Raw genomic sequence first — 7,625 nt, 5'->3', positions numbered from 1 at the left:
ATATGGGTTTGGAGCTATTAGATCATATCTGTTAACAAAGTGCGATCCCGCCCTGCCCTTTGAAGTAGGCCTCATCAATCCCAGGGATAGGAGATGCATTAACATAGCCAGATAACATAGAGACTGTTATCAAGCTTAAACTGAAGTGTTTTAATTTCATCACTCGTTCCTTTTAACTGCATTTGCACCAATATCGATGCCTTTTAAAATTAGCGAGTAAAAAAAATATATTCACAATAAAGTTGTAATAAAAAAATCTATTTATCGTTGAATATACCTGAAAATACCAAATTGAACATTTTATATATCGCAGGAGAAGTTAAGACCGTTCATTTTAGATTCTTCGTCCTTAAACCTCCGATAACAATGGGAAATAAGCCGACCTTGTTCTACACGATACGAGAGGCCTGAATGTCCTATGTTAATTCTCTTCCGCCATATTAGTAGGTCTTCAAGTGAATCTACCTTCTCTATTTGAATTTGTATTTTTTCAAAGTATCCATCAAAGTTCATAATTCAACATCTTACCAAAGCCAAAAACCATACCAACTAGTTTTTATAATTAAGGTACTTATAAAAACCAAATTTCAAAAATTCGGTTAGCCAATCACTAACCAACCGATAATTGAGAGAATTATTTTTTTATAATGTAAAAAGCCACACTAAAGTGGCTTTTTATTTAACGATGGTGACCTCTGGGCTGCATTGATGGCTAATCAACCTCACCGCTTACTATCACCAAACACACTCTAATGTTTCACTATTTACAATAAACCAAATGAGTCAAGTAGTACTGAAAATCAAGTAATTTCAAGAAAAATCAACATTTAGAATATGTTCATTTATAAGTTAGACTCAATTCCCAGTCAGAGAATTCAAAGTTATCCATCTCAATAATGAACAGCCCATTTTCGCTAACTGGCAGCTCCTTAGTCGCTTTGATGTACGTATTTATAGGCTCAAGATATTTGTCCGCTGATGTCCACAAATGATGCGCATGATCATAAATATATACGACATCACCATTCTGGATGCAGCTTTCGGATTCTGTTGGGCGGCTGATCTTCATGAAGTCAGAAGAGTCGTGATCTTCGGTATAATACGTATTACTACTATAGGTCCAGTAGTAATCTTTATAATCATCTTTCCTTGAGATCTGAACATAGTCATTGTCGTGAATACAAGTACCATTATATGGATGCCAGTTATCTAACTTAAACTTAGCGTTGGATTGCTCTCCATCGCGACCGTAGGTAAGCCAGCCATTAGGCACATTTGGATCCGCGTAAACATATTCTCCAGTCGATCGATGCTTTAACCTGATTGAGTTATATGGCTTATTGATTGGACGCACACTATGAATTGGCGTGCTTTCATCTGCATACTCAAACGCAGCGACAGGGAAATGGTCTGAATACTCATAAAAGTAATACGGCTCCTGTGTGCCAGGTAAAGCCACTCTATCCGATGCGATATCTAACACTTGGTTATGCCAATTCTTGGGTTGCTTGTGACTACGCTCAACAAGAACATAGTCTAGTAATTGCCCTTTTAAGTCTGGGTAGTTTGCGTAAGCTAAACCATTGACAGCAGGGTCCCATGAGTAAGGTGCACCTGCATAGTTAGTCGGCGCTGATACATTTAAGGTCTCGAGCATTGAGGAAAACTCTTGTGAATCCTTTGCTACATTTAGGTCACCAGCAATAAAAAACATTTCGTCAGCTGAACGGTTTGCCCCAAAAATATAGTTCTCTATTTGTGCGAACTGGTCTTGTCTAACCACAGAAGGAGGAGTGTTACAGGTATCATCGTCAGCTTGAACATGAGTGCCGATAATATTGTATCTCTCTCCACCTTTATTAATGACGGTATGTATAAAACCTTTTTGAGATGCCCAGTCTGCACCACACCCATCTCTGAAGATCACTTGTGACTTATACTCAATCGGATATTTACTGAATACAATCACGCCGCCATCATCAAGAGATGTCGATCGCCAACCTTCAGTGTGATCCCAACCATTTTTTGTACGGCCCAAGACAGGAGTTAGATATCCAAACTTCTGAGCTAGTGCATCGATAAGTATTTGGCTCGCTTGGTTGTCGAACACTTCGTTAAATATAACCACATCGGTATCATCAAAAACCGAAGAGTTCGCCAATAACTGTGCTCGTTTATTTGGATTAGTCCCACCAACGAAAACGCCGAGACGATGATCCAGCATATAAACGTTATAATTCATTATCTTGGGGGGTGAGCTGATCTCCTCAGCTAGCGAATTAAGACTGATCAGTATGAGCAAGACTGATATTAAATATTTAGTCATGGTTAGTGCATCTCCTATTAAACTGAGATGCATCCTCCCATAATGACACAATTGATAATAATGAAATAGACCTAAAAAAAATATCAAACCATAGTTAAAATATTAATAGTCATCATAAAAACCTTCAATTGGTAAATCCTCAACTTTTACAGCAACCATTTTCTTTACAGGACTATTTGAAATGATAATCATATATTGGTTCGGCAACTCTTCAACAACTTGAACCGATTTAAAAAACGATAGCTTTTTTCGCGCTTCAATATATTTATCATAAACGAGCATGTCGTCATCATGTTCAAAATCAATGTCTCCATGATCAACGCGTTCTTCACGCAAGCTTACATTAAATAGCCCATTACTCTTGCGAATAAATTTTCCTTTTGTGTAAATATCTAAGGTGTTATTGAGTCCAGCTTCTTTTATAATCGTAACCGCCTCAAAATTTTCATCACTGATCACGACGTCCATGTGCTCCGTGGCCATATAGTCACCATCTATTGTCATATAAAGGGTCGTAGAGTTGACCAAAACATTATTTTTCGAACGTAGACTATATGCAATGGAAACCAGCATTAAACAAAGACAACACAGAAGAAAGTAAACACTTTTATTTTTAGTGAACATAGCGACTAAGCTCCGCTTTAACCATACCAACCAGATCATCCGTTGATTGAGGAGATTCAAACAAAACCACTAAATTGACAGGCGGTGCCAGTGGCTTGAGTATTACAATAGATAAACTTTCTTGAGAATGAGCAAGGATCAATCGGCTTAACCTACCTTGTTTAACTTCTTGAGAAACCAAAAGCTTAACGCCTTTTGCAACCAATTTGGCCTCTTCTTCATTATCACAATAGACAGTTAAAGCTTCGCTAGAAAACATTTTAGTCAGTGGAAGCCAGCTCGTTAACTTAGGGGCTTTTGCAGTGAACACCAACGGAAACAATGCCGCAATCGCTATGAATAAGCAGCCTAGAACAATATAGATTTGATTACGTCCGAATGTGAATCGTGTGTTTTTTTCGGAACTCTCTTCAAAGCTCTCAGTCTTACAACTTGGGTCTCCAGCTAATAAGTTGTCTTGGTTATCTGATTTATCATCATCGTCTTCTAGCCACAACACCGCCTCACTTTCGAGTTTATAACCAACCTTAGCGACCGTTTTTAGATACTTTTGTTGCTTCCCATTATCCTCAAGCAAAGTACGTATCGCGCTGATCGATTGTGTCAGTGAGCCTTCAGAGACATGTTTTCCTGGCCAAGCTCTTTTCAACAAATCTTCTTTAGTATTAATTTTTCCAGCGTTTTCACACAACATTAGAATCACAAGATGATCGTGATAGCCGATGCGCTTTTCTTCATTTTTGAGTAAATCAGTCACTAACGGGTGGTCTAAGTGGATTAACCAATCATTTACTTTGTACATAAATTAGCCTTAAAAAATGAATAACCATAATATTTATACAAATATAGTTTTCATGGATAAATATTGGGGTTATTTAAAATAATTTTTATATGTCACTTGATTCATTCAACCATTTACCACTAACCGAACGCTAACAGGATTAATTAAATGGTTATTTAAAAAGGCAAAATAAGTAACTTTTTTGTAAACGCAACTATATATAAAAAAAACACCGTCATGAAACAAAAAAAACTAAAATACAGATATTTAAAAATTGACAACTAATTCATAAAAAAAATAACAGATAATTACATTGGATTATTAAGAAATATTTAAACTTAGTTCAAAAATTGACTAACAATGACAAGAAATGTCTTTTAATTTTTTTTCTTACTTATAAGCACATCCGGTTATCTACGTTCACTAAAGGTTTCACTTACAACAAATTAATGTTTACAGATTAAGTTTTTGCGCACGTTAGGCTCATTTTAGGCTGACTATATTGGCTATCACCACCATCTCTATCGTGAAACCGATTTCTTAAAAGCTGATGCGTATAAGTCCTAAATCAAAGTAAAACTCCTAGCTTTAAACAGGAAGGATTGACAACATACTCGTTAAAATTGTTAATTTCATGCTCAAGAAAACCATACCCAACAGCCGTTGTACTTCCATGCCGCGAGCGTTTGTCGTAGGTTTTAGCCCAACCGATTTGTTGCGATTACATCTGCTATCCTCTTATTAAGCGTATAAATTTCCATCAGACATACAAAACCACACCGTTCACTGGTTGTTATTAGGTGAGCAAAGCAGGATAATATCGGGATCGGAATCTCAAGAATTAATCCATTATGACCGAATACCTTTTGTTGTTGGTTGGCACAGTGCTAGTCAATAACTTTGTGCTAGTGAAGTTTTTAGGGCTATGTCCTTTCATGGGAGTCTCCAAGAAACTGGAGACTGCGATTGGCATGGGCCTCGCGACGACTTTCGTTCTGACGTTAGCGTCGGTATCTGCATACCTAGTAGAAACCTACATCCTTACCCCTCTGGGTATTGAATACCTGCGTACCATGAGCTTTATCTTGGTTATCGCGGTGGTTGTTCAATTTACGGAAATGGTCGTTCACAAAACTAGCCCGACTCTTTATCGCCTATTGGGTATCTTCCTGCCTCTTATCACCACCAACTGCGCGGTATTAGGTGTGGCACTTTTGAACATAAATGAAAACCATAACTTCATTCAGTCGATCATCTATGGTTTCGGCGCAGCGGTGGGTTTCTCTCTTGTTCTGATCCTGTTTGCTGCGATGCGTGAGCGTATTGCGGTTGCTGATGTTCCAATGCCATTCAAAGGCGCATCAATTGCGATGATCACAGCAGGCCTAATGTCTCTCGCATTTATGGGCTTTACTGGGTTGGTGAAATAAGCATGAGTACCATTTTAATTGCGATCATTGCGCTAGCCGTTTTAGCCGCTGTTTTTGGCGCTATTTTGGGCTTTGCTTCTATCCAATTTAAAGTAGAAGCTGATCCTATCGTTGATCAAATCGATACCATTTTACCGCAAACTCAATGTGGCCAATGTGGCTACCCGGGTTGTCGCCCATACGCAGAGGCGATCGCTAACGGAGACAAGATCAACAAATGTCCTCCAGGCGGCCAAGCAACTATTGAGAAGCTAGCAGACTTAATGGGCGTAGAAGTTGAAGACTCCGCTCATGACTTAGATAACAAAGTAAAAACCGTTGCTTTCATTCATGAAGATATGTGTATCGGCTGTACCAAGTGTATTCAAGCCTGTCCTGTTGACGCCATTGTTGGTGGCACCAAGGCACTACACACAGTTATCAAAGATGAATGTACAGGTTGTGATCTATGTGTCGCACCGTGCCCTACTGACTGTATCGAAATGATTCCAGTGGCAACAACGACTGAAAATTGGAAATGGCAGATGAACATCATTCCTGTTACAGATATCACTAACCAAGCAACTGATGCGACTGCGTCAGAGCCTAAGGCGTAGGGTTAGTATGATCTCTTTAGTTGAACAAATTCGTACGGGCTCTATTTGGAACTTCCCGGGCGGTGTGCACCCTGCTGAAAACAAGAAACAGTCCAATACCACTGACATCGTTCATGCAAGGCTTCCTGAAGAAATCGTTCTTCCTGTAAAACAACACATCGGTAAGCCAGGTAATTTATTGGTTGCTGCGGGTGACACCGTGCTAAAAGGCCAACAACTGACAGCCTTGGACACGGGTTTTACCTTGCCAGTACACGCACCAACATCGGGTGTGATTACCGCTATTGAACCAAGAACTACCGCTCACCCTTCAGGCTTAAGTGAACTCAGTGTGGTTATTAAACCTGACGGTTTAGACACTTGGATTGAAAAACACCCAGTTGAAGACTTTTCAACAAAGACCTCAGACGAGCTGCTTGATGTGATTCGCCAAGCTGGTATTTCAGGTATGGGCGGTGCAGGCTTCCCTACCGCGAAAAAGCTTCAGTCAGGCCTTGGCCGTACCGACATTTTGATCGTCAACGCTGCTGAGTGTGAACCTTACATCACCTCTGATGACAAGTTGCTTCAAGAACATGCCGAAGAAGTACTAAAAGGCATCGAAGTGGTTGAACACATCCTTCAACCAAAACTGACCGTGATTGGTATTGAAGACAACAAGCCAGACGCGATAAAAGCACTTGAGATTGCCGCGAAAGACAAAGATATCGTCATTCGTGTTATCCCAACCAAATACCCTTCAGGTGGTGAGAAACAGCTGATTAAGATCCTCACCAATAAAGAGGTTCCTGCTGGCGGCATCCCTGCGGATATAGGTGTTTTGGTTCAGAACGTTGGCTCTCTCTACTCAATTAAGAGAGCAGTAATCGACGGCGAACCTGTCGTTAACCGCGTTGTGACTTTAACCGGTAAGACCTTTAAGCAACCTCGTAACGTTTGGGCGCTCTTAGGCACACCAGTACATGAGTTGCTTGAAGAGTTTGGCTACAAAGCCGATAAAAAGCTGCCGCGTTTGATTTTGGGCGGCCCTATGATGGGCTTCACCTTGCCACATGCCAATGTGCCAATCACGAAAACGTCGAACTGTATTTTAGCGCCAACGCGTCGTGAAATTTCACCAAGCACTTACGAAATGGAATGTATTCGATGCAGTGCTTGTGCCGAAGCTTGCCCTGCCTCTCTACTGCCTCAACAGCTGCAATGGCACGCGAAAGCCAATGAGCTGGACAAGTGCGAAGAGCTAAACATTAAAGACTGTATTGAATGTGGTGCTTGTGCGTTTGTTTGCCCAAGTGAGATTCCTCTTGTTCAGTACTATCGCCAAGCGAAAGCTGAAATCAAAACAAGAAAAGACGAAGCGACTGCCGCAGAGCGTGCCAAGGTTCGTTTCGAAGAGAAAAACGCTCGTATGGAGCGTGACAAAGCAGAACGTGAAAACCGCTTTAAGAAAGCAGCTGACAACCGTCGTAAAGATATGAAATCTGCGGATGGTGATGATGCGATTGCAGCTGCGATTGCTCGCGTTAAAGCGCAAAAAGCCGCGGCAGACCAAGCTCCTGTTGCGGAACCAGCGGTGAAACCTGCGGTTGCAGCTGCGATTGCTAAGGCAAAAGCGAAACAAGCTGCGGCTCAGAAAGCAGACGGTGCTGAACCAGACAACTCTGAAATGTCGAAGCTACGTGAAGAGCGTAAGCGTCAAGCTAGAGAACGCAAAGCACAACAAGCTGCTGCTGACGCTCCAGATGAAAGCTCTGGTGATGGCAAGAAAGATGCTGTTGCTGCCGCTATCGCTCGTGCTAAAGCTAAGAAAGCACAACAAGCGGAATCAGCTGCTGACGCTCCGGTTGAAAGCTCTGGCGATGCCAAGA

6 protein-coding genes are annotated in these 7,625 nt (G+C 41.0%); 3 read left to right on the top strand and 3 right to left on the bottom strand.

What is annotated here, in order from left to right; genetic code table 11:
* Nucleotides 1–838 precede the first annotated feature (838 nt).
* From sph to ACED45_RS02960, 3 genes are all read right to left on the bottom strand, one after another.
* The gene (sph, locus tag ACED45_RS02970) at nt 839–2,242 is read right to left on the bottom strand and encodes a sphingomyelin phosphodiesterase (RefSeq protein ID WP_371713284.1); all 1,404 of its coding nucleotides are present in this window, start codon (nt 2,240–2,242) and stop codon (nt 839–841) included.
* 186 nt (nt 2,243–2,428) lie between these two features.
* Nucleotides 2,429–2,794, bottom strand: coding sequence for a hypothetical protein (locus tag ACED45_RS02965; RefSeq protein ID WP_371713283.1), 366 nt, complete (start codon nt 2,792–2,794; stop codon nt 2,429–2,431).
* A 145-nt stretch (nt 2,795–2,939) separates the two neighbouring features.
* Nucleotides 2,940–3,752: a winged helix-turn-helix domain-containing protein gene (locus tag ACED45_RS02960; RefSeq protein WP_102433503.1), complete on the bottom strand. Its 813-nt coding sequence runs from the start codon at nt 3,750–3,752 to the stop codon at nt 2,940–2,942.
* 830 nt (nt 3,753–4,582) lie between these two features.
* Between ACED45_RS02960 and rsxA the strand changes: the two genes are divergently transcribed.
* From rsxA to rsxC, 3 genes are all read left to right on the top strand, one after another.
* Complete coding sequence (gene rsxA, locus ACED45_RS02955) at nt 4,583–5,161, top strand: electron transport complex subunit RsxA (protein ID WP_004734039.1); 579 nt, start codon at nt 4,583–4,585, stop codon at nt 5,159–5,161.
* A 2-nt stretch (nt 5,162–5,163) separates the two neighbouring features.
* The gene (gene rsxB, locus ACED45_RS02950; RefSeq protein WP_371713282.1) at nt 5,164–5,757 is read left to right on the top strand and encodes an electron transport complex subunit RsxB; all 594 of its coding nucleotides are present in this window, start codon (nt 5,164–5,166) and stop codon (nt 5,755–5,757) included.
* Nucleotides 5,758–5,764: 7 nt separating this feature from the next.
* On the top strand, nt 5,765–7,625 hold a 1,861-nt coding region (gene rsxC, locus ACED45_RS02945), incomplete at its 3' end, for an electron transport complex subunit RsxC (RefSeq protein ID WP_371713281.1).

This window comes from Vibrio crassostreae (assembly GCF_041439375.1).
GTDB classification, from domain to species: domain Bacteria; phylum Pseudomonadota; class Gammaproteobacteria; order Enterobacterales; family Vibrionaceae; genus Vibrio; species Vibrio crassostreae_D.
This window is presented reverse-complemented; position numbering and strand designations above follow the sequence as displayed.